The 19,508-nt window shown below is 56.1% G+C and carries 21 protein-coding genes and 1 tRNA gene; 14 read left to right on the top strand and 8 right to left on the bottom strand.

What is annotated here, in order from left to right; genetic code table 11:
- From GOV88_RS13690 to GOV88_RS13700, 3 genes are all read right to left on the bottom strand, one after another.
- Positions 1-524 (bottom strand): hypothetical protein (locus GOV88_RS13690; RefSeq protein ID WP_171240788.1); only part of this gene is annotated, 524 nt, incomplete at its 3' end.
- Between the two features lie 272 nt (positions 525-796).
- Positions 797-2,614, bottom strand: coding sequence for a translational GTPase TypA (gene typA / locus GOV88_RS13695; RefSeq protein WP_171121474.1), 1,818 nt, complete (start codon positions 2,612-2,614; stop codon positions 797-799).
- A gap of 76 nt (positions 2,615-2,690) precedes the next feature.
- Positions 2,691-3,026 carry an SMR family transporter gene (locus tag GOV88_RS13700; RefSeq protein WP_171240789.1) on the bottom strand — a complete coding sequence of 112 codons (336 nt, stop codon included), beginning with the start codon at positions 3,024-3,026 and terminating at the stop codon, positions 2,691-2,693.
- A gap of 199 nt (positions 3,027-3,225) precedes the next feature.
- Between GOV88_RS13700 and GOV88_RS20630 the strand changes: the two genes are divergently transcribed.
- The gene (locus GOV88_RS20630; RefSeq protein ID WP_256367684.1) at positions 3,226-3,357 is read left to right on the top strand and encodes a hypothetical protein; all 132 of its coding nucleotides are present in this window, start codon (positions 3,226-3,228) and stop codon (positions 3,355-3,357) included.
- A gap of 47 nt (positions 3,358-3,404) precedes the next feature.
- On the opposite strand, the gene GOV88_RS13705 is transcribed toward GOV88_RS20630, so the two are convergent.
- Genes GOV88_RS13705 through GOV88_RS13715 form a run of 3 tightly spaced genes read right to left on the bottom strand, consistent with a single transcriptional unit; the run spans position 3,405 to position 5,457 of the window.
- Positions 3,405-4,562: an HD domain-containing protein gene (locus tag GOV88_RS13705; protein WP_171240790.1), complete on the bottom strand. Its 1,158-nt coding sequence runs from the start codon at positions 4,560-4,562 to the stop codon at positions 3,405-3,407.
- Positions 4,559-4,804: a hypothetical protein gene (locus tag GOV88_RS13710; protein ID WP_171240791.1), complete on the bottom strand. Its 246-nt coding sequence runs from the start codon at positions 4,802-4,804 to the stop codon at positions 4,559-4,561. Before GOV88_RS13710 ends, GOV88_RS13705 begins: the two co-directional genes overlap by 4 nt.
- Positions 4,804-5,457, bottom strand: a complete 654-nt coding sequence (locus GOV88_RS13715) for an alpha/beta hydrolase (protein ID WP_170450609.1) — start codon at positions 5,455-5,457, stop codon at positions 4,804-4,806. Before GOV88_RS13715 ends, GOV88_RS13710 begins: the two co-directional genes overlap by 1 nt.
- A gap of 178 nt (positions 5,458-5,635) precedes the next feature.
- Between GOV88_RS13715 and GOV88_RS13720 the strand changes: the two genes are divergently transcribed.
- The 9 genes from GOV88_RS13720 (at position 5,636) to GOV88_RS13760 (ending at position 13,270) form a co-directional block, all read left to right on the top strand.
- Positions 5,636-6,094, top strand: a complete 459-nt coding sequence (locus GOV88_RS13720; RefSeq protein WP_171240792.1) for an Rrf2 family transcriptional regulator — start codon at positions 5,636-5,638, stop codon at positions 6,092-6,094.
- A 60-nt stretch (positions 6,095-6,154) separates the two neighbouring features.
- Positions 6,155-7,198 carry a cysteine desulfurase family protein gene (locus GOV88_RS13725; RefSeq protein WP_171240793.1) on the top strand — a complete coding sequence of 348 codons (1,044 nt, stop codon included), beginning with the start codon at positions 6,155-6,157 and terminating at the stop codon, positions 7,196-7,198.
- An 18-nt stretch (positions 7,199-7,216) separates the two neighbouring features.
- The gene (gene sufB, locus GOV88_RS13730) at positions 7,217-8,737 is read left to right on the top strand and encodes a Fe-S cluster assembly protein SufB (protein ID WP_171240794.1); all 1,521 of its coding nucleotides are present in this window, start codon (positions 7,217-7,219) and stop codon (positions 8,735-8,737) included.
- Between the two features lie 73 nt (positions 8,738-8,810).
- Entirely contained in the window at positions 8,811-9,566 is a 756-nt protein-coding gene (gene sufC, locus GOV88_RS13735) for a Fe-S cluster assembly ATPase SufC (RefSeq protein ID WP_171121467.1), read from the top strand.
- A complete protein-coding gene (locus GOV88_RS13740; protein ID WP_171240795.1) occupies positions 9,566-10,846 on the top strand; it encodes a SufD family Fe-S cluster assembly protein in 1,281 nt (426 codons plus the stop codon). The genes sufC and GOV88_RS13740 overlap by 1 nt, the downstream gene beginning before the upstream one ends.
- Positions 10,846-11,331: a YIP1 family protein gene (locus GOV88_RS13745; RefSeq protein WP_171124999.1), complete on the top strand. Its 486-nt coding sequence runs from the start codon at positions 10,846-10,848 to the stop codon at positions 11,329-11,331. Before GOV88_RS13740 ends, GOV88_RS13745 begins: the two co-directional genes overlap by 1 nt.
- Positions 11,328-11,894 (top strand): Yip1 family protein, encoded by a 567-nt coding sequence (locus GOV88_RS13750; RefSeq protein WP_171125001.1) that lies wholly within the window; start codon positions 11,328-11,330, stop codon positions 11,892-11,894. The genes GOV88_RS13745 and GOV88_RS13750 overlap by 4 nt, the downstream gene beginning before the upstream one ends.
- 13 nt (positions 11,895-11,907) lie before the next feature.
- Complete coding sequence (locus GOV88_RS13755) at positions 11,908-13,128, top strand: cysteine desulfurase (protein ID WP_171121463.1); 1,221 nt, start codon at positions 11,908-11,910, stop codon at positions 13,126-13,128.
- Positions 13,129-13,193: 65 nt separating this feature from the next.
- A tRNA-Arg gene (locus tag GOV88_RS13760) sits at positions 13,194-13,270 on the top strand.
- A gap of 130 nt (positions 13,271-13,400) precedes the next feature.
- Here the strand turns inward: GOV88_RS13760 and GOV88_RS13765 are convergent.
- A complete protein-coding gene (locus GOV88_RS13765) occupies positions 13,401-13,970 on the bottom strand; it encodes a DUF882 domain-containing protein (protein WP_171121460.1) in 570 nt (189 codons plus the stop codon).
- Between the two features lie 356 nt (positions 13,971-14,326).
- On the opposite strand from GOV88_RS13765, the gene GOV88_RS13770 reads away from it, so the two are divergent.
- The 4 genes from GOV88_RS13770 to GOV88_RS13785 are packed head-to-tail and all read left to right on the top strand — an operon-like array spanning position 14,327 to position 18,563.
- Positions 14,327-15,928: a murein L,D-transpeptidase gene (locus GOV88_RS13770; RefSeq protein ID WP_171121459.1), complete on the top strand. Its 1,602-nt coding sequence runs from the start codon at positions 14,327-14,329 to the stop codon at positions 15,926-15,928.
- A gap of 35 nt (positions 15,929-15,963) precedes the next feature.
- Complete coding sequence (lpxD, locus tag GOV88_RS13775) at positions 15,964-17,055, top strand: UDP-3-O-(3-hydroxymyristoyl)glucosamine N-acyltransferase (protein WP_171240796.1); 1,092 nt, start codon at positions 15,964-15,966, stop codon at positions 17,053-17,055.
- 32 nt (positions 17,056-17,087) lie between these two features.
- On the top strand, positions 17,088-17,345 hold the full coding sequence (locus tag GOV88_RS13780; protein WP_171121457.1) for an acyl carrier protein: 258 nt from the start codon (positions 17,088-17,090) through the stop codon (positions 17,343-17,345).
- Positions 17,346-17,354: 9 nt separating this feature from the next.
- The gene (locus tag GOV88_RS13785) at positions 17,355-18,563 is read left to right on the top strand and encodes a beta-ketoacyl synthase (protein WP_171240797.1); all 1,209 of its coding nucleotides are present in this window, start codon (positions 17,355-17,357) and stop codon (positions 18,561-18,563) included.
- Positions 18,564-18,620: 57 nt separating this feature from the next.
- On the opposite strand, the gene GOV88_RS13790 is transcribed toward GOV88_RS13785, so the two are convergent.
- Positions 18,621-19,214 (bottom strand): invasion associated locus B family protein, encoded by a 594-nt coding sequence (locus GOV88_RS13790; RefSeq protein ID WP_171240798.1) that lies wholly within the window; start codon positions 19,212-19,214, stop codon positions 18,621-18,623.
- Positions 19,215-19,508 lie beyond the last annotated feature (294 nt).

The raw sequence follows: 19,508 nt of genomic DNA on the forward strand, positions 1-19,508 counted from the left end.
CCGTTATCGCCGCCGTTTCCGTCGCCGTTATCGTCACCGTTTCCGTTATCGCCGCTGTCGTCGTTATTACCGCCACCTGGTGCGCCGCTAGTCGGTGACGGACTAGATCCGCCGCCAGAACCGCCGCCGGAACCACCGTCATTACCGCCACCAGATCCACCACCAGTACCGCCGCCGCCCGAATCGTCAGAAGCAGTTTGAAAACTAGGATCGTTATTTGCAGGCCCGTCGCCGGAGCGTTGTGAATTGCCAATGGCCGCTGTCGGAATATCAGTCAGAACAGCCGCGAACGCGGGGCAGGCCTCTAAAGTGCGCGCGAGAATGTCGTCAAAGTCTGGCCGGCGCTGAATGTAACGCAGCATTCGGGCGTCTACCGTCTGGCAACTACAAAGTGTTTCGGTGGACACTGATTGCCGCGCGGTTTTGACCGTGCACATTTCGTTGGCCTGAGCGGCCCCGACCGAAAGAAAGGGGAAAGTTGCGGACACAAAGACCACAGATAACAAACGGGATTTCACGCGCATAGCGTCACTCCTTCGAACTCTTTAACACGTCACTACTGGACACAATGATGTCACAGTTTGACCACAAATACATCCATCCTTCGCCATAATTTCAAGAAGTGAGGGTAAAAGAAAAGTTAATTTTAATCGCCCATAGGTAGAAAGTCGTTTCTAAACAAGGAAAAAGCCCACCGGGTGGGTGGGCTTTTAGGGTGCGATTGTCCCCAAATGGGGATCAAAAATACAACACTCATGTCATTGTTTTTGGGTTGTGAAGTTATTCACTGAAAACCCTATGCAGACTTGGCCATCCGCTTGCGTTCATGCGGATCAAGATAGCGCTTGCGAAGCCGGATGGCGTTGGGCGTAACCTCAACAAGTTCGTCGTCGTCGATATAGGCAATCGCCTCTTCTAGCGAGAACTGGACATGCGGCGTCAGTCGTACCGCGTCATCAGACCCGCTAGCGCGCACGTTCGTCAGTTTTTTGCCCTTGAGTGGGTTCACTTCCAGATCGTTGTCGCGGGAATGTTCGCCGATCACCATGCCCTGATAGACATCGGTCTGCGGAGCCACGAACATGCGACCGCGTTCCTCAAGGTTCCACAGGGCGTAGGCGACAGCCTGTCCGTTTTCCATCGAGATCAGAACACCTGCACGACGACCGGGTATTTGGCCTTTATGGGCCGCCCAGCCGTGAAACACGCGGTTCAGCACGCCGGTGCCGCGCGTGTCGGTCAGAAACTCGCCGTGATAGCCGATCAGACCCCGCGACGGCACATGCGCGATAATGCGGGTCTTACCGGCGCCTGCAGGGCGCATTTCCACCAACTCGCCTTTGCGCGCGCCGGTGACTTTCTCGATCACAGCGCCCGAGAATTCGTCGTCGACGTCGATGGTGACTTCTTCGATGGGTTCCATGCGCTGACCGTCTTCTTCGCGGAACAGAACCTGTGGGCGCGAGATGCTGAGTTCGAACCCTTCGCGACGCATGTTTTCGATCAGAACGCCCATTTGCAATTCGCCACGGCCTGCGACCTCGAACGCTTCGCCGCCGGGCGTATCGGTGATGCGGATGGCGACGTTCGATTCGGCCTCTTTCATCAGACGGTCGCGGATCACGCGGGACTGAACCTTTTTTCCGTCACGACCGGCCAGAGGCGAGTCGTTGATGCCAAAGGTCACTGTGATGGTCGGCGGGTCGATGGGTTGGGCGGGCAGGGCCTCTTCAACCTGCGGGGATACCAGAGAATCCGCAACGGTCGCTTTGCTCATGCCAGCGATGGTGACGATGTCACCGGCCTCGGCTACGTCGATCGGTTGTTGCGCCAGACCACGGAAGGCCAGGATTTTCGATGCGCGGAAGTTCTCGATCAGCGTGCCATCGCGGCTGAGCGCCTTTAGGCTGTCGCCCGCTTTCAGTGTGCCGCTCTCGACGCGGCCGGTCAGGATTCGGCCGATGAACGGGTCGCTGCCCAGCGTCGTTGCCAGCATACGAAACGGCTCGTCTTTCTTGTCGGCCTGTTTGGGGGCAGGGACGTGATCGACGATCAGGTCGAACAAGGCGGTCAGGTCCTTGCGCGGACCGTCTAGCTCCATATCCGCCCAGCCGGATCGGCCCGAGGCGTACATCGCCGGGAAGTCCAACTGGTCATCATCAGCGCCGAGATTGGCGAACAGGTCGAAGCATTCGTCCAGCGCCCGGTCGGGTTCAGCGTCGGGTTTGTCTACCTTGTTCAGCACCACGATTGGACGCAAGCCCAGCGCCAGCGCCTTGGAGGTCACGAACTTGGTCTGCGGCATCGGGCCTTCGGCGGCATCGACCAGCAGAACCACACCGTCGACCATCGACAGGATTCGCTCAACCTCGCCGCCGAAATCGGCGTGGCCGGGGGTGTCGACGATGTTGATGCGCGTGCCTTTCCATTCGACCGAAGTTGCCTTGGCCAGGATGGTGATCCCGCGCTCGCGCTCCAGATCGTTGCTGTCCATGGCGCGTTCCGCCACGGCCTGATTTTCCCGGAACGCGCCGGATTGTTTGAGCAGCTCATCCACCAGGGTCGTCTTGCCGTGGTCCACGTGAGCGATGATTGCGATATTGCGCAGGTCCATGAGAGGTCAGCCTTTGAACGGGAAGTTGCCGCGCGCATAACGTGGTTTGACCAAATAGACCAGCCCTAACCGGCGATCAGTGGCCAGCGGTTTTTGAAAAAGGATGAATGACAAAGATTCCGGTCAATATCATTGTCAGTCCGAGTACGGCTGGCCAGTCCAGCTTTTGGCCGAAGACAATAAACCCGATGATCGCAATCAGAAAGATGCCAAGACCGGACCAAATCGCGTAAACGATTCCGACTGGCATGTACTTCAACGTCAGACCCAGCAGATAGAACGCGATGCCATAGCCCACAACAACAAGTACTGATGGCCAGAATCGGCTGAATTGCTGGCTGGCTTGCAATGACTTTGTCCCAACGGTTTCAGCAATTACTGCCAGAAGAAGGATCAAATAGGCTTTGGGCACGGTAGGTCTCGATATGATTGAACCAAGCGTTGTTGAGCACGGTTTTTCTGATCACTGCAAGACCTTTTTGGATGATCAGGTTTTTCGAGGGGGAAAGAGCAAGAAACTCCGTTGAAGGTCCGGTTTACCTTACTGTTTAGACACGCAAATTTGTGGCATTCGGGAGGTGTTAGAAGGTTGTATTTTATGAGTAATTTTCATGACGAAATTTGCAATTTCTGTCATTGCTGTATCGGCTTTGATTGTGGCGCTGGGGCGGCTGACTGACGGAGGGGAAGTAAACGACAGTGTGGCCGACAATGTTGAATGGTTAAATGGTGCTCGGGTCTAAGCGCCCGCCGGTTGCGGGGAGAAGGGGCATTTGCGCCCCTTCTTTCGTTATTCGGCCAGCGTTTCTGAAAAATACCTATCCAGTTGGGGGCGCAGCCATGACCACAGTTTTGGGGCGCCCCGCGAAATAGGTTTGCCGACGCGGCTTTCGATCTGGGCAAAGGTCACGTTGTAATCCACCCACGATCCGCCACCGGTTTCCAGATTTCCGATCGGGGTTTGAAACCGGTCAATCGCTTTGGCAAAACATGCATCTGTCGTCTCCGCGGCTTCGAACTCCTGCCAAAGTGCATAAAACTTCATGTTCTGCTCAGGCGGGAGCATTCCGAACAACCGGGTCGCCGCAGCCTGTTCCTCGGCTTCCTGGGCGGCGTGGTCTACCTGACCGTGGATTGGATGATCACCGGCGTCAATTTCGACGATGTCGTGCAATAAGAGCATTTTGAGGACCCGGTCGATTGATACATCCGGGTCGGCGTACTCGGACAACACCCACGCAAACAGCATGATGTGCCAGGAATGCTCCGCAGAGTTTTCGAACCGCTCTCCGGACAATAGCCGCGACGCCCGTGACACGGATTTGAGCTGGTCAGACTCGGTTAGGAAAGGAAGACGTCTTGCAAACGGTGTGTCTTGGCCATCCGTGTTTTCCAGCATTGCACGGGCAAGCCGGAACGCTTCGGGGAAGTCTGTTTCCAGATAAGCCGCACGTCCGCCGTTCAGGTTGTCGCGGACGACGTCCAAATGGTCAGAGCGCGGTTTCGGCGCGTACAGTACCTGGAACATGGGTTGGCACCGGTCAAGGATCTTGGCGAAACGGGCGTCTGCGGATGTGTCCGCCTCAAATTCTTGCCATAGCGACAGGAACGACTGCGACTGATCGTCAGGAAGCAGCCCGAACAACTCTGCTGCCGCTGCTTGTTCCGCGCGCTCAACGGCCTGCCAGTCTGTCTCTAGGTGGATCGGATGATCGCCGACTATGATCTCAACCAGATCATGCAGCAGAAGCATTCGTATGACGCGGTCGATATCAACGTCATCGCTAGCCAAAGGCTGCATGACCAAGGCCCAAAGAGCTAATTGCCAGCTATGCTCGGCCGCATTTTCGGCACGGGACTGATCCAACAATGCGTTGGCGCGATCAACCGATTTCAGTTTGTCCGCGCGATTCAGGAACTCAACTTGCGCGGACAGCCTGTCAGTCATTGCTTTTCAATCGCTTTTACTTGCTTGCGGTGTTCCGACAGGCGCTTGATGACGAACTGTCGCGCCTTGCGTTCGGCCAATCGCACCCGGATTTCCGTCAGAAATGCCTCTTCCAATGTCTGAGAGGATGCGCCCAGCAAGTCGCCGACCTGGACAAAGAAGCGATCGTCACCGGTTTCATCCATGACTTTCAACGTGTCTTCGGCCAGTTTCGCCGCAAGCGAGTTGAGCGTGTCAGACATCAGCGCGTGGTCTCGGTCAGCCGGCGTTTCACATAGTCGCTGACATCGGTGATCAGGGTGTCCATGTGGCGATCCTGGAAAAAGTGGTCAGCGCCTTCAACCTCGTTATGGGTGATGGTGATGCCCTTTTGCTCGTGCAGTTTGTTGACCAGCGATGTTGTGTCTGCAGGTGGTGCAACACGGTCTGCGGAACCGTTGATGATCAGCCCGGACGAGGGGCAGGGGGCCAGGAACGAAAAATCGTACATGTTGGCCGGGGGCGATACACTAATAAAGCCGGTGATTTCAGGACGACGCATCAGCAGTTGCATACCGATCCACGCACCGAACGAGAATCCGGCCACCCAGCAGTGTTTCGAGTTGTTGTTCATCGACTGCAGGTAATCCAGCGCCGAGGCGGCATCGCTCAGTTCACCGACGCCTTGATCATACTCGCCCTGGCTGCGGCCCACTCCACGGAAATTGAACCGCAGAACGGTGAAGCCCATGTTGTAGAACGCATAGTGAAGATTATAGACCACCTTGTTGTTCATGGTCCCGCCGAATTGAGGATGCGGGTGCAGCACGATGGCGATCGGTGCGTCTTTTTCCTTTTGCGGGTGGTAACGGCCTTCCAGGCGGCCTTCTGGTCCGGGAAAAATCACCTCGGGCATGTGTGCGTCGGTCCTGTCTTTTTCTTCTGGGTGCCTGTCTATACTTGACTGTTATCGTCAGGCACCTTAGAACGGTTCTAATTGTAATGCTGCGCGCTTTGGCGCTGTCAGTCGGAGATACGCACTGGCAGCGGCGGCGTCAATGTTTTCGCGCGATGTCAGCCAAGAGGGAAAGAAAATGAAGCTGTCGACCAAAGGTCGTTATGCGATGGTCGCTTTGGCTGATATCGCACTTCAACCGCCCGACGGGCTGGTGACGTTGGGCGAAATCTCGGAAAGACAGGACATTTCCTTAGCTTATCTCGAACAATTGTTCGTCAAACTGCGTCGCGCCAATCTGGTGTCGTCAGTCAGAGGGCCGGGTGGTGGCTATCGGCTGGCGCGACCCGCTTCGGAAATCCGTATTGTCGAAGTTTTGGCTGCGGTTGATGAGACTGTGGATGCGCTGCAAAAGGGCGCAGGAGCGTCAGGCGGATCCTCTGGCAGTCGCGCGCAATCCTTGACCAACAGGTTGTGGGAAGGTCTGAGCGCACATGTCTATGTCTTTTTGCATCAGACCCGTCTTTCTGACGTCATCAAAAATGATCTGGCGCCTTGCCCGGCAGTTCCAAATCTATTTTCGGTCGTGGACGACTGAAATGATAAATTGCGCATTCAGGGCAATCATACGACATGATGAGCCGTTAAAGGTGCATCCATGAATCGCGTTAATCTGGATCATAACGCGACAGCTCCTCTGCGGCCCGAAGCACGGGATGCTATGCTGGCGGCAATGGATTTGTGTGGCAATCCGTCGTCGGTCCATGCGGAAGGGCGTGCGGCCAAGGCGCTGATTGAGCGGGCGCGCGCCCAGGTTGCTGCGGCGTTTGGGGCGGATGGTGCCGATATCGTTTTTACCTCTGGGTCGACCGAAGGTGCGGCGCTGGCGTTGGAGGGCCGCGGCTTGCATGGAGCCGGGATTGAGCATGATGCGGTCAGGGCCTGGATACAGGAAGACCTTACAGTTTCCGAAAACGGACTGGTCAATGTACCAGAGCCGCAAAACGCCACCTTGCAGCTTGCTAATTCCGAGACGGGGATCATCCAGTCTTTGCCTGCGGGTCTGGCAGTAACGGATGCGACGCAGGCGTTTGGAAAATTGCCCGTGGCGTTCAACTGGCTGGACGTACAAATGGCGTTGATCTCGGCGCACAAACTGGGTGGGCCAAAAGGGGTTGGCGCAGTCGTAATGAAGCGTGGAACTGATCTGGCCGCCCGAATAAAGGGCGGCGGACAGGAAATGGGGCGTCGGTCCGGCACCGAAAATGTCATTGGAATCGCGGGTTTCGGAGCGGCGGCTGAGGCGGCTGCGCGCGATCTGGCCAATGGGGTTTGGGCGCAGGTTGAAGAATTTAGAAATATTCTAGAAATGGCTCTTGAGGCTGGTTCTAAAACTACTATTTTTATCGGGAATGGTCAGGATCGCCTGCCGAACACGCTGTGTTTTGCCACTCCCGGCTGGAAAGGCGAGACGCAGGTCATGCAGATGGATTTATCAGGGTTTGCGGTCAGTGCTGGCTCGGCCTGCTCCAGCGGCAAGGTCCGGGCAAGCGCGGTTTTGACTGCAATGGGTTTTGATGAGGAGGTGGCATCCAGCGCAGTGCGCGTGTCGCTTGGACATCAGACAACGGAAGAAGATGTGCTGCGTTTCGCGGAAACGTGGCTGGCAAAAGAAAAGAAACATCGCGCGCGGGCCGCGTGATCTGACGGAGGGTGACTTATGGCCGCTTTGGACCATACCCAGGTAAAAGAGGGTGTCGATCAGGAAACCGTGGACGCGGTACGCGAGGTCGGAACCTATAAATACGGTTGGGACACTGATATCGAGATGGAGTATGCGCCCAAGGGCGTGAACCCCGATATCGTCCGTCTGATCTCGGAAAAGAACGAAGAGCCCGAGTGGATGACCGAGTGGCGTCTGGCTGCGTTCGAGCGCTGGACACAGATCGAAGAGCCGGACTGGGCGATGGTCAACTATCCCAAGATCGACTTTCAGGACCAGTATTACTATGCCCGGCCAAAGTCGATGGAAGAAAAGCCCAAGTCGCTGGACGAGGTCGATCCCAAGCTGTTGGCCACTTATGAAAAGCTGGGTATTCCGCTGAAAGAACAGATGATTCTGGCTGGCGTCGAGGGGGCCGAGGATGCGCCCGCCGAAGGTCGCAAGGTTGCCGTGGACGCGGTGTTTGATTCGGTGTCCGTCGGAACAACATTTCAGGCCGAATTGAAGAAAGCCGGTGTGATCTTTTGTTCGATTTCCGAGGCGATCCGCGAGCACCCCGAACTGGTCAAGAAATACCTTGGGTCAGTGGTTCCGGTCTCGGACAACTTCTACGCCACGCTGAATTCGGCCGTGTTCTCGGATGGCTCGTTCGTCTACATCCCGCCGGGTGTGCGCTGCCCGATGGAGCTGAGCACCTATTTCCGCATTAACGCGGAAAACACCGGTCAGTTTGAGCGGACGCTGATCATCGCCGACAAGGGATCGTATGTGTCCTATTTGGAAGGCTGCACCGCGCCGCAGCGCGATACCGCGCAACTGCACGCCGCTGTGGTTGAGATCATCATCGAGGAAGACGCCGAGGTGAAATACTCGACCGTTCAGAACTGGTTCCCCGGGGATGAGAACGGCAAGGGCGGTATCTATAACTTCGTGACCAAACGCGCCGATTGCCGGGGGGATCGCTCCAAGGTGATGTGGACGCAGGTTGAAACCGGTTCGGCTGTGACGTGGAAATACCCGTCCTGCATCCTGCGTGGTGAGGAAAGCCAGGGTGAGTTCTATTCGATCGCGATCACGAACAACTACCAGCAGGCCGATACCGGCACCAAGATGGTTCACCTTGGCAAGAACACCAAGTCGCGGATCGTGTCCAAAGGCATCAGTGCGGGTAAGGCGCAAAACACCTACCGTGGGCTGGTCTCGATGCATCCCAAGGCCAAGAACAGCCGGAACTATACCCAGTGTGACAGCCTGCTGATTGGCGACAAATGCGGGGCGCATACGGTGCCGTATATCGAGGTTAAGAACAACTCGAGCCGGGTTGAGCATGAGGCAACGACATCCAAGGTGGATGACGATCAGCTTTTCTATTGCCGTCAACGCGGCATGGACGAGGAAGAGGCCGTGGCGCTGGTTGTCAATGGGTTCTGCAAGGACGTCCTGCAGGCGCTGCCGATGGAGTTTGCCATGGAAGCGCAGCAATTGGTTGCGATCAGCCTTGAAGGTTCTGTCGGGTAACCCTGAACTCTCTCTTGAAATCTGAATTTATCGGGGCCGGGTGGTCCCTTGCGATATGCTAAAGGGTCAAAAAATGCTGGAAATCAAAAACCTGCACGTGAAACTCGAGGAAGAGGAAAAGCAAATCCTCAAAGGTGTCGACCTTACCGTCGAGGCGGGAAAAGTGCATGCGATCATGGGGCCGAATGGCTCAGGTAAATCGACGCTCAGCTATGTGCTGTCGGGTAGGGACGGATACGAAGTCACAAATGGGTCAGCCACGTTGGATGGTGAGGACCTGCTGGAGATGGAGCCCGAGGAACGCGCCGCCGCCGGTGTTTTCTTGGCCTTCCAATACCCGGTCGAAATTCCGGGCGTTGGCAACATGACCTTCCTGCGCACCGCTGTGAATGCACAACGCAAAGCACGCGGCGAAGACGAACTGTCGGCCGCTGATTTCCTGAAAGAGGTTCGCGCCAAGGCGAAATCCTTGAAGATCGACGCGGACATGCTGAAACGCCCCGTCAATGTCGGCTTCTCGGGCGGTGAGAAAAAGCGTAACGAGATCCTGCAAATGGCGATGCTTGAGCCCAAGATGTGCATCCTGGATGAAACGGATTCGGGTCTTGATGTCGACGCGATGAAACTGGTCGCAGAAGGCGTGAACGCGCTGCGCGACGAAGGTCGTGGGTTCCTGGTAATCACGCACTATCAGCGTCTGTTGGATCATATCAAACCGGATGTCGTGCACATCATGGCAGATGGTAAGATCGTCAAGACCGGCGGTCCTGATCTGGCGCTTGAGGTTGAAAACAACGGTTACGCTGACATTCTGGCCGAGGTGAACTGATGGCGCTGCCCGAAGTGAAACAAACCGCAACCGAGGCGCGCCTGGCCAATCTGGTTATGCCCGACGCTGGTTGCACGCGCGCCGCGCGCGAAGATGCGCTGGCGCGGGTTCTTGAAATGGGTCTGCCGGGGCGGCGTGATGAGTATTGGAAATATACACGCCCCGATACGCTGGTCTCGGCCGAGGCGCCCACTGCTGCCTTGTTCCACCCTGATGAGGCGATGCTGTTCAGCGAGTTTGACCGCTTGAAAATCGTGTTCGTGGACGGTGTTTTTAGTCCCGAAGAGTCGGATGATCTTGAGCTGGAAGGCATCACGATTGATCGGATCGAAGACATCTGCTGCAAAGACATCCACTGGGCAAAAGAACTGTATGGCGTTCTGGAAGCACGTGGGCAGACTCCGGTGCAGCGTCCGCTTGCTGCGTTAAATACGGCATTTGCCGCAGACGGTATAGCGATTCATGTGACTGGGAAGCCCTCGAAGCCGATCAGCTTTATTTATCGGCACGCGTCGGAAACCTCGGATGCGATGTTGCATCATATCATTCGCGTGGAATCCGGAGCAGAAGTGACCATTCTTGAGAATGGGCCAGCCGCGTCGCGTTTCAACAAATGCATGGAAATCGACATCGCCGATGAAGGCGTTCTGCACCATGTACGCGCACAAGGCCGGGACCATGAGCGTCGGGCCGCCACCCATATGTTCACCCGTTTGGGTAAGGAGTCGGTCTACAAGTCCTTTACACTGACCGTGAACGGAGTGCTGACCCGCAACGAGCAAGTCATCGAACTGACCGGCGATGACGCCGTGGCGCATGTGGCGGGTGCTTGTGTTGGCGACGGTGATTTTCACCACGATGATACGGTTTTTGTCACCCATGACGCGGTGAACTGCGAAAGCCGTCAGGTGTTCAAGAAGGTTTTGCGCAACGGCGCTACCGGCGTTTTCCAGGGCAAGATCCTTGTGAAAGAGGGCGCGCAGAAAACTGACGGGTATCAGATCAGCCAATCGTTGCTGTTGGACGATGACAGCCAGTTTCTCGCCAAACCCGAGCTTGAGATCTATGCCGACGACGTTGCATGCTCGCATGGCTCGACTTCGGGCGCGATCGACGAAACGGCTCTTTTCTACCTGCGCTCGCGCGGAGTTCCGACCAAAGACGCGACCAACATGCTGACGTTGGCGTTTCTGGCCGAGGCCGTGGACGAGATCGAGGATGAAGCCTTGGCTGAAGCGATCGTGAGCCAGCTGGAAGGCTGGTTGTCGCGACATAGCTGATGCCGGTTACGTCCGATATTGTGGCCACATATCGAGGGCCGGGCCGTGTCGTGCGCCGGCTTCTCGAATTGGGGCAACGTGAAGATCGCGCTTTGGTCTTTGTCATGGCGTTTTGTGTCGTGGCCTTCATTGCGCAACTACCCAGCCTGTCCCGACGCGCGCATCTTGAAGGGCTTGAGTTGAACATGCTCATGGGCGGTGCGCTTTTGGGTACGGTGATTATCCTGCCTCTCTTCTTTTATTTGCTGGCGTTCATATCGTACGGCGCAGCGCGTTTGATTGGCGGCAAAGGTTCGGCCTATGGCGCGCGGGTCGCGCTGTTCTGGGCTCTATTGTCATCGACGCCGCTGGTTCTGCTAAATGGGCTGGTTGCGGGATTTATTGGGCCGGGGCCAACGCTTTCAGCGGTCGGCCTGATCTGGGTCGCGGTATTTCTGTGGTTTTGGATGTCCGGTTTGCGGCAAGCGCAGGGGTTCTCAGAATGAATAGTGCCTCTCTCAGCCATCTTGCGGTTCTCACCGTAACCAATCCAGCCGAAGCCGCCCGCCGCTTGCTGTCACTGCGTCCGGGGCGCGAGGTTTTATGGTTGGCCTTTTTCCTGGCGGTTGTTCTGAATGGACTCGTTCAGGTTGGAATCGACCAACTTATCGTAGTTCCGCAGGGACAGGGCGTGTTGGAACCTGAACCGGTGCTTTTGAACCTTGTGCGATCGGCGGGTGCCATGCTGCTGAGTATCGCGGCCTTCCTGTTCATTGGAAAGTTCATGGGTGGTACCGCCTCATTTGAAGACATCATGATTCTGTCCGTTTGGTTGCAGTTTCTTCAAATTGTCGCGCTTACTGTGACTCTGCTGGTGTCACTGGTCGTGCCCTTCTTTATGGTCATGTTGATGCTGGCGACGGCGATACTAAGCCTTTACGTCACACTGCATTTCCTGAACGAAGCGCATAAGTTCGGCTCACTCCTCAAATCCTTTGGGGTCATTGTGTTGTCGGCTTTGGTTGCATTGCCATTTGTCCTTGTGCTGACACCCAGTGGTCCGGTGTAGGAAAGAAAATACCATGTATGATGTGCAGAAAATCCGCTCTGACTTCCCGATCCTGTCCCGAGAGGTGAATGGAAAGCCGCTAACCTATCTGGACAATGGCGCTTCGGCGCAGAAACCTCAGGTCGTGATTGATGCGGTGACGCGGGCGTATGCCGAAGAATATTCAAATGTTCATCGCGGTTTGCATTATCTGTCGAACCTCGCGACCGAGAAATACGAATCCGTTCGTGGCACCATCGCGCGGTTCCTTGGCGCCCAAGATGAAAACGAAGTCGTTTTGAATTCTGGCACGACTGAGGGAATTAACCTTGTAGCCTATGGCTGGGCGATGCCGCGTCTCGAGGCCGGTGATGAAATCGTCCTGAGCGTCATGGAGCACCATGCCAACATCGTTCCCTGGCACTTCCTGCGCGAGCGGCAGGGCGTTGTCCTGAAATGGGTCGACATTGATCCGGACGGCGGGCTGGACCCGCAAGCGGTTATTGACGCGATCGGCCCCAAGACCAAGCTGGTTGCCGTAACACAGTGTTCGAATGTTCTTGGCACAGTTGTCGACGTAAAGGCAATTACCGAAGGCGCACACGCCAAGGGCGTTCCAGTGCTGGTGGACGGAAGTCAGGGCGCCGTACACATGCCGGTGAACGTGCAGGAAATCGGCTGCGACTTCTATGCGATCACGGGGCATAAGCTGTATGGTCCGTCCGGTTCGGGTGCGATCTACATCAAATCCGAGCGCATGGCCGAGATGCGCCCCTTTATCGGCGGTGGCGACATGATCAAAGAAGTCAGCAAAGATCAGGTGATCTATAACGACCCTCCCATGAAGTTCGAGGCCGGTACCCCCGGCATAGTTCAGACCATCGGGCTAGGTGTCGCGCTGGATTACATGATGGATCTAGGTATGGAGAACATTGCCGCGCATGAGGCGGGGCTGCGCGATTATGCGTTTGAGAAACTTGCTGGTCTCAATTGGCTTCAGGTTCAAGGCATGCGTCCGGACAAGGCCGCGATCTTTAGCTTCACGCTTGATGGGGCCGGACATGCGCATGATGTGTCCACCATTCTGGACAAGAAGGGCGTCGCGGTCCGCGCCGGTCATCATTGCGCGGGGCCACTGATGGATTTCTTTGGTGTTACCGCAACTTGCCGCGCGAGCTTTGGTCTTTACAACACGACGGATGAGGTCGATACGCTGGTCGACGCGCTTGAACTGGCGCATGATTTGTTTGCGTAGATGCCGGCGCTATGGGGCGATTTGCAGTTGCACCCGGATCGGATCAAGGTTAGCTAACGACCAACGCACCTGTAGCTCAGCTGGATAGAGCGCTGCCCTCCGAAGGCAGAGGCCAGAGGTTCGAATCCTCTCAGGTGCGCCATAATCATCCGATCAGTTTATCTATCCTGACGTCGCAATTCTGCATTTGTCGGTATTGCGCCCGTCGTCAGACCTTCCAGAAAAACAAAAAGCGCCCGTGGGCGCTCTGTGTTTTGGGGGGTGGGTTGTTATTAGCCGCCCCAGCTTCGGATTTCACCGCAATCCATGTGGACGAAATTCGAGCGGGAATATTTGCCAACACCACCGGCCCGGCAGGACATTGCGGCCTTGGCCATTTGCGAGACTGAACGGGACGATAGGCGCAGGTCAGCAGCCTGACCTTTCATGTGCAATGAGTTCTTGGCAACGCGACGCGACCGTGACCGCAACATCGCGTTTGTCTGCGGCGAGCGATAGCCCGACAGCAGCATATAAGGCTCGTCAACATTCAGGAGATTGTGAGAGGCAGCCATGATGTCGATGGTGCGCAGATCCATAGGTTTGACCTGATCGGTGCGCCAATCACGCATGAAGTGGTTCACTTCCTTGACGGCATCCTTGATGTATTTGCCGTCGACCCAGTAGATCATGTCGATCCGTTCACCGGTGCGACCCGAATACATGCGAATACGGCGAATGTCGCCACCGCCGCGGAGAAATCCTGCTGCATTGGAATAAGTCGGTGCCGCGACAACTGCCGTAGCTGCGAATGCGCCCAATAGGGCACGCCGGGTCAAGCCCGAAGTACTGCTCGTAGTCATTATAGTTTCGTCCCGTACTGTTCCTGCCTGCACACGATGTTACGCGCGCGTTCTTAATTTTTTCCCATCCCAGATGCCGAATTTATGGCACAGACGCGAAAGACCGCCAAGAAGTCTTTCATACTCATCTATTCAAGGGGGAATTTTCGGCAGTTTTTTGCGCAGATGATGCATTTCGGTATAGTCTTTAAGCAGATGGGTTATGCTGGTCCCTTGACGATGCAAACGCGCATCACGGCCAAAAAGAAGATTTGAAGTGATGCATTTGTGAATGGACAAGCGGTCTGACCCGCAATCATATTTGTTCGACGTGAACTGAAAAAGCGTCCAAGTTATTGAATAATCAGGGTCATCCCATGCGAGCATTTTTACGTGCGCCATCTGGTTTCATATTCGCAGCCTGCATTGCGGCGTCTGCGGCGATGGCGAACACCGATTCCAAACCCGCGACCGCGTTTCAGATGTCCGTTGCCGAATTTCTGCCCTCAGGCTCTGGAATGTCCGATTTTTACCGCTCTAACGGGTTTTCTCCGGTTTGGGTTGGCAATTCGGCCGCACATCAGGCACGCAGGTCAGGTTTGATCCGCGCACTGTCCAGCGTTGACATGCACGGTTTGCCACAGGGCGCTTACGACGTGCAGGGTTTGCTGGCTCAGATGCAGGACGCGCAAACCCAGCGCGATCTAGGTGCGGTCGAAATGTCGCTGAGCCGTGCTTTCGTCGCCTACGCCAATGACATGTACTCAGGCGCCTTACGCCCATCCCAGATTGACGACGGGCTGGTGCGCAAGGTCGAACGCCGGACAGCCGCCCAGCATCTGCAGGGCTTGGTGGATCACGATGCCGCGTATTTTGATCTGCTTACCCCGCAAAACGCACAGTACCGCGCGCTGATGAAGCAGAAGATCGCGCTTGAAAACCTTATTCGACAAGGCGGCTGGGGGGCGGGCGTTCCCTCGGATAAGCTGGAATACGGTGACACGGGGCCGAATGTAATTAAACTGCGCAATCGTCTGATTTCCATGGGGTATTTGAAGTCCACGGCAAGCCCTGAATTCGACGATGCGTTGCTGGATGCTGTAAAGAGGTTTCAATCCGATCATGGCCTTGCTGCGGATGGGGTGGCCGGTCAAGGAACAATCTCAGAGTTGAACCGGACGGCATCTGACCGCCTGAAGTCCGTATATGTGGCGCTCGAGCGTGAACGCTGGTTGCCGAAAGAGCGGGGCGCGCGGCATATCCTTGTCAATCAGGCGGATTTTTCTGCCAAGATTGTTGATGATGGCTTGGTCTCATTCGAAACCCGGACGGTGATCGGTAAGAACACTCATGATCGGCGCAGCCCTGAATTTTCGGACGAAATGGAGCATATGGTTATCAACCCCAGTTGGTACGTGCCACGTTCGATTATCACCAAGGAATACCTGCCAAAGCTGCAGTCCAACCCTAATGCTGTTGGGCATATTCACATCACCGACCGCAGTGGTCGGCAAGTGAACCGGGGGGCCGTGGACTTTACCCAATTCAACGCTCGCAACTTTCCGTTTGCCATGCGACAGCCGCCGAGCCAAAGTAACGCTTTGGGGCTGGTAAAGTTCATGTTCCCAAATCAATACAATATCTATCTGCATGATACGCCTCAGAAATCTCTGTTCGCGCGTGAGGTTCGGGCGTTCTCGCACGGGTGTATTCGTCTGGCTCAACCGTTCGAGTTTGCCTATGCGCTTCTGGCCAAACAGGAAGAAGACCCCAAGGCGTTCTTCCATCGCATTCTTGCCACCGGAAAAGAGACCACGGTGCCGTTGGAGCAACACGTGCCGGTTCATCTGATCTATCGAACGGCCTATATCGGCCCGAAGGGTGAGGTGCAGTATCGGCGTGATGTCTACGACCGCGACCGGAAAATCTGGGAGGCGCTCCAGAAAGCAGGGGTAGCCCTGCCGGACGTTCAGGGGTAATCACCGGGTTAAGTCCTAGTTCCGGGAAGCCCGACATGCAGTACACAATTCTACAAATCGCCGAAGCCCTGGGTGCTGAATACCAGGGCGAAGGTGATCTTGCCATTGAGCGCGCAGCAGAACCCGGTGATGCGGGCCCTTTGGATTTGGCAATGGCCATGTCGCCAAAATATGCCGACGCTCTTGGTGCGGGGAACGCGCAGGCGGCGGTTCTGTGGGCAGGGGCCGATTGGCGGGCATTGGGCCTGAAGGCTGCTATTTTTGTTGCTCGTCCCAGAATGGCCATGGCCGGGATCACTTCGATGCTTGATCCGGGGCAGGGTGTTGCGCCTGGCATTCACCCCTCGGCGGTGGTTGACCCAACGGCAGAATTGGCCGACGGCGTTTCGATTGGTCCATTGGCGGTGATTGGCGCGCGCGCAAAGATCGGCAAAGGGGCCGTGATTGGCGCGCATTGTGTGATCGGAATGGATGCCGTCTTGGGTGAGAACGCGTTGCTGCGCGAGATGGTCAGCATCGGCGCCCGAGCCCAAATCGGCCATCGTTTCATTGCGCAACCGGGTGCCCGGATTGGTGGCGACGGGTTTAGCTTTGTTACGCCCGAGGTGTCAGGCGTAGAAAACGTGCGTAAAACGTTGGGTGACCAGGGCGATGCGCGGGCGCAAAGTTGGTTGCGTATCCACTCGCTTGGCGCGGTTGAAATCGGGGACGATGTCGAAGTCGGCGCAAATTGCACGGTCGATAACGGCACAATCCGAAACACGTATATCGGTGATGGCTCGAAATTGGATAATCTAGTGCATGTCGGCCACAACACGCGTGTTGGTAAAGATTGCCTACTGTGCGGACAAACAGGCGTCTCAGGTTCGGTCGAGATCGGCAATAACGTGGTTCTTGGCGGTCAAACCGGTGTGGCCGATAACATTTTTATCGGCGACGGTGTGATCGCAGGTGGGGGTACGAAAATCCTTTCCAATGTGCCGGCCGGGCGTGTGATTATGGGGTATCCGGGCGTAAAGATGGAAACGCATACGGACATGTACAAAGCCCAGCGCCGCCTTCCACGCATGGCGCGTGACGTAGAGGCGCTCAAAAAGGCTGTTTTCAAACAGGCTCCGAACGATTAAATCACCCTCAACGGGACAATCAGAGGTTCGACATGAGCATCACCGAACGCGTCATCGCCATCATCGCCGAACAGGCCGTGTTGGAACCTTCGGATGTGACGCCCGAAAGTACGCTCGAGGATCTTGGAATCGACAGCCTTGGTCTGGTGGAAAGCATTTTCGCCATCGAGGAAGAGTTCGATATCACCGTTCCATTCAATGCCAACGAACCCACGGCAAGTGATTTCGACATCTCGAACGTGGCAGCGATCATTTCCGGCATCGAAAAACTTGTGTCGGAAAAGGTCTGACACAAGATCATGAAACGCGTTGTCATTACCGGGGCCGGGACGATCAATTCGCTGGGCCACTCCGTTCCCGCCACACTTGAAGCAATGCGTGAGGGCCGCTGTGGGATTTCCGAACTGGAGTTCCGCGACGTTGAGAGGTTGGCCATCAAAATCGGTGGTCAGGTCCGGGGGTTCGAGGCCGAGGGCCGGTTTAACCGACAGCAAATGACCCTGTACGATCGGTTCACGCAGTTCACGCTGACGGCTGCTAAGGAAGCAATCGAACAATCCGGTATCGAGTTTCACGGTGATCTGGCCGCGCGGTCCGGTGTTGTGCTGGGCACGGCCGGAGGGGGCGTTTCGACGTGGGACGACAATTATCGCTCTGTCTATGAGGATGGAAAGAACCGGGTTCACCCGTTCGTCGTGCCCAAATTGATGAATAATGCTGCTGCCAGCCATGTGTCGATGGAACATAACCTCAAGGGGCCAAGCTTTACTGTTTCGACGGCCTGTGCGTCCTCGAACCACGCTATGGCGCTAGCATTTCAGATGGTGCGCAGCGGCGCTGCGCCAACGATGCTGACCGGTGGTTCGGAATCCATGCTCTGCTTTGGCGGCGTCAAAGCGTGGGAGGGACTGCGCGTCATGTCCAAGGACGCCTGCCGCCCGTTCAGCGCGAACCGGAATGGAATGGTTCAGGGTGAAGGCGCTGGAGTTTTTGTGTTCGAGGAATATGAACACGCGCGCGCCCGTGGTGCGGACATATTGTGCGAGGTCGTCGGCTTCGCTATGTCATCCGATGCATCGGATATCGTAATGCCCAGCAAGCAGGGCGCGGCGCGGGCCATGTCTGGTGCGTTGTCCGATGCGGGTCTGAACGCAGATCAGGTTGGTTATATCAATGCGCACGGCACGGGGACGGCAGCCAACGACAAAACCGAATGTGCTGCCGTTGCTGATGTCTTTGGGCCGCATGCGGACGAGTTGATGATCTCGTCCACCAAGTCGATGCACGGTCACTTGATTGGAGGAACCGGAGCTGTTGAGTTGCTGGCCTGCATAATGGCTTTGCGCGACGGGTTGATCGCGCCAACCATAGGCTATGAAGAACCTGATCCCGAGTGCGCCTTGGACGTGGTGCCAAATGACGCGCGTGATGCCAAAGTGGATGTGGCGCTGAGCAATGCGTTTGCCTTTGGCGGCCTGAATGCGGTTTTGGCGCTGAAACGTGTCTAAGCACGTCGGGCGGAAAAGAAAGGCGACTATTTCTTCAGCCGCCTTTGTCTGCCGTTCTTAGTTTTGCTGTGCCGTCAGGCTGTCAAACCCCGACGTGAATCCCGCAAGCGACATGTCCATTGACAGAACCTGATCCGGAAAACGGGCCGGAACCAGCGACAGAACCGCTTTGCTGCCTGCTTTCATTGCGTCGACATCGCCTTGGCTCAACCCAAGTTGGGCAACGCAGCCGACAGGAACACAGTGGTGGTAATTGTAGAGTTTGCGCGGTGCTCCGTCGATTGACAGGGCAAGCTGCGCCTGAAGCAGGGTTTCAAGGGGAACGATCACACTGGCCCATGCAGCGGCAGCTCCACCAGCGGGCAATTTACCAATGGTGACTTCGGCAATAGGTTCACCCTGCTGACCGTTCAGGATCTGGACCAAGGCGCAGGGGTCATTGCCCTCTTCGGCCTTGATGCAGGAAACCTCCCAGTCGCCTGACTTTTCCTTGATGAACTGTTCGCCGACGCGCGGCCCGGGCTGACCCAGATCAAGACCGCTGTCTGCCTGCGCCGGTTGGGATTCACCGGATTGAGTTTCCTGAGCAGCAACCGCGCCTGATAGAAGCACGGCGCCAACAATGTTTAGTGAGAGAAGTTTCTTGAACATGAACGCCTCGGCAGATTGGTTAAGCTTTTTGCCCGGTCTAACATCCTTGTGGCAGGGTGTCAGGCACTAAGCTTTCAAAATGCAGGGAAGTGATCGGAATCTTGCCGGTTTGCCGCGATTTTCGGGGCTTTTTCCAACGAAGAAGGGAGCCGGTGGAGCGGCTCCCTTCAACTGAATTTTCTCCCCGTCGGACTGGCCGACTTAGTTATGCGCAGACGTTACGAGAGGGGAGCGCATCGGTCAACTGCAAACCTGAAAATTTAATGACATAGGCCGCAATCTTAAAAAAAAGCC

Source organism: Ruegeria sp. HKCCA5491 (assembly GCF_013034565.1).
GTDB lineage: Bacteria > Pseudomonadota > Alphaproteobacteria > Rhodobacterales > Rhodobacteraceae > Ruegeria.

What these genes read in the sequence shown, in the direction of transcription:
- GOV88_RS13705 (WP_171240790.1), bottom strand. Translation starts at nt 4,562, where the DNA reads ATGACTGACAGGCTGTCCGCGCAAGTTGAGTTCCTGAATCGCGCGGAC.
- GOV88_RS13715 (WP_170450609.1), bottom strand. Translation starts at nt 5,457, where the DNA reads ATGCCCGAGGTGATTTTTCCCGGACCAGAAGGCCGCCTGGAAGGCCGT.
- GOV88_RS13785 (WP_171240797.1), top strand. Translation starts at nt 17,355, where the DNA reads ATGAAACGCGTTGTCATTACCGGGGCCGGGACGATCAATTCGCTGGGC.
- GOV88_RS20630 (WP_256367684.1), top strand. Translation starts at nt 3,226, where the DNA reads ATGACGAAATTTGCAATTTCTGTCATTGCTGTATCGGCTTTGATTGTG.
- GOV88_RS13790 (WP_171240798.1), bottom strand. Translation starts at nt 19,214, where the DNA reads ATGTTCAAGAAACTTCTCTCACTAAACATTGTTGGCGCCGTGCTTCTA.
- GOV88_RS13750 (WP_171125001.1), top strand. Translation starts at nt 11,328, where the DNA reads ATGAATAGTGCCTCTCTCAGCCATCTTGCGGTTCTCACCGTAACCAAT.
- GOV88_RS13725 (WP_171240793.1), top strand. Translation starts at nt 6,155, where the DNA reads ATGAATCGCGTTAATCTGGATCATAACGCGACAGCTCCTCTGCGGCCC.
- GOV88_RS13745 (WP_171124999.1), top strand. Translation starts at nt 10,846, where the DNA reads ATGCCGGTTACGTCCGATATTGTGGCCACATATCGAGGGCCGGGCCGT.
- GOV88_RS13710 (WP_171240791.1), bottom strand. Translation starts at nt 4,804, where the DNA reads ATGTCTGACACGCTCAACTCGCTTGCGGCGAAACTGGCCGAAGACACG.
- GOV88_RS13755 (WP_171121463.1), top strand. Translation starts at nt 11,908, where the DNA reads ATGTATGATGTGCAGAAAATCCGCTCTGACTTCCCGATCCTGTCCCGA.
- GOV88_RS13720 (WP_171240792.1), top strand. Translation starts at nt 5,636, where the DNA reads ATGAAGCTGTCGACCAAAGGTCGTTATGCGATGGTCGCTTTGGCTGAT.
- GOV88_RS13740 (WP_171240795.1), top strand. Translation starts at nt 9,566, where the DNA reads ATGGCGCTGCCCGAAGTGAAACAAACCGCAACCGAGGCGCGCCTGGCC.
- sufC (WP_171121467.1), top strand. Translation starts at nt 8,811, where the DNA reads ATGCTGGAAATCAAAAACCTGCACGTGAAACTCGAGGAAGAGGAAAAG.
- GOV88_RS13765 (WP_171121460.1), bottom strand. Translation starts at nt 13,970, where the DNA reads ATGACTACGAGCAGTACTTCGGGCTTGACCCGGCGTGCCCTATTGGGC.
- GOV88_RS13780 (WP_171121457.1), top strand. Translation starts at nt 17,088, where the DNA reads ATGAGCATCACCGAACGCGTCATCGCCATCATCGCCGAACAGGCCGTG.
- typA (WP_171121474.1), bottom strand. Translation starts at nt 2,614, where the DNA reads ATGGACCTGCGCAATATCGCAATCATCGCTCACGTGGACCACGGCAAG.
- lpxD (WP_171240796.1), top strand. Translation starts at nt 15,964, where the DNA reads ATGCAGTACACAATTCTACAAATCGCCGAAGCCCTGGGTGCTGAATAC.
- GOV88_RS13770 (WP_171121459.1), top strand. Translation starts at nt 14,327, where the DNA reads ATGCGAGCATTTTTACGTGCGCCATCTGGTTTCATATTCGCAGCCTGC.
- sufB (WP_171240794.1), top strand. Translation starts at nt 7,217, where the DNA reads ATGGCCGCTTTGGACCATACCCAGGTAAAAGAGGGTGTCGATCAGGAA.